1 protein-coding gene is annotated in these 1,420 nt (G+C 74.3%); it reads left to right on the forward strand.

The features are described from left to right. Window positions 1–24 precede the first annotated feature (24 nt). Window positions 25–1,188 carry an NAD(P)/FAD-dependent oxidoreductase gene (locus IE249_RS33615; protein WP_189711006.1) on the forward strand — a complete coding sequence of 388 codons (1,164 nt, stop codon included), beginning with the start codon at window positions 25–27 and terminating at the stop codon, window positions 1,186–1,188. Window positions 1,189–1,420 lie beyond the last annotated feature (232 nt).

A 1,420-nucleotide genomic window follows, 5' to 3' on the forward strand; every position in this document is an offset into this window, starting at 1 on the left:
CTCCCGGCTGGTCGGGGGGACCGCGTGAGAACCGTCGCCGTGGTGGGCGCCTCACTGGCCGGTCTGTCGGCCGCGCGCTCGCTGCGCAAGCAGGGCTACGACGGAGAGCTCGTCGTCATCGGTGACGAGACGCACCGCCCCTACGACCGGCCCCCGCTGTCCAAGGAGTTCCTCACCGGGACCCTGGACGAGGCGGACCTGGCGCTGGAGACGGACGGCGAGGACCTGGCGGCTCGGTGGCTGCTCGGCACCCGCGCCACCGGGCTGGACCGCAACCGGCGTGCCGTGCGGCTCGCCGACGGCCGCGAGGTCAGGGCCGACGGCCTCGTCATCGCCACCGGTGCCGCCGCCCGTACCCTGCCCGGCTGTGAGGGCCTGGCCGGGGTGCACGTCCTGCGGACCCTGGACGACGCCCGCGCCCTGCGCGAGGACCTGGCCCGGGGCGGACGGCTGGTCGTGATCGGCGGCGGGTTCATCGGCGCCGAGGTCGCCTCCACGGCGTACGGACTCGGGCTGGACGTGACGGTGATCGAGGCGGCCCCGACTCCGCTGGCCGGTCCCCTCGGCGCCGAGATGGGCACCATCGTCTCCGGGCTCCACACCGATCACGGCGTCCGGCTCCTGTGCGGCGTGGGGGTGAAGGGCCTGAGCGGGGAGAGCCGGGTGGAGGCCGTCCTGCTGGAGGACGGCCGCAGCATCCCGGCCGGGACCGTCGTCGTCGGCGTGGGCGCCCGCCCGTGTGTCGACTGGCTCGAGGGCTCCGGTGTGGAGCTCGGCAACGGCGTCAAGTGCGGCGCCGACGGCCGCACCAGCCTCGCCGGGGTGGTCGCGGTCGGTGACTGCGCCAACTGGTACGACCCACGCGCCGGCGCCCACCGCCGCGTCGAGCACTGGACCGGTGCGCAGGAGCGGCCCGGCGTCGCGATCGCCGCGCTGCTCGCCCACGGCGCCGTGGAACCGGGCGTGCCCCGGCCGCCCTACTTCTGGTCCGACCAGTACGGCGTGAAGATCCAGTTCGCCGGCCACGCGGCGGGCGCCGACAGCGTCACCATCGAGGAGGGCGCGGCCGACGACCGCGACGTCCTGGCCGTCTACCGGCGTGCGGGACGCCCGGTCGCCGTGCTCGGGATGAACCAGCCCCGGCAGTTCACCCGCTGGCGCAAGCAGCTCGCCGCGAGCACGTCCTGACACCGCCCTTGTGTGCCGCCGGTACACGGCCGCGCACCGCCGCTTCCACCACGACGCCGTCCCGAGCCGCTCTTCCCGGCGCGTGAACGACCCGATCCACGACGTCTCCCGAGGAGTGCACCGTGACCTCGACCAGCCTGCCGCCCAGTCTGATTGCCACTCTTCCCGGTTCTGCCTATACGGATCCGGAGGTGTTCGCTCTGGAGCAGGAGCGGATCTTCGAGGCGATGTG

This window comes from Streptomyces anandii JCM 4720, from assembly GCF_014650655.1.
Lineage (GTDB): Bacteria > Actinomycetota > Actinomycetes > Streptomycetales > Streptomycetaceae > Streptomyces > Streptomyces anandii.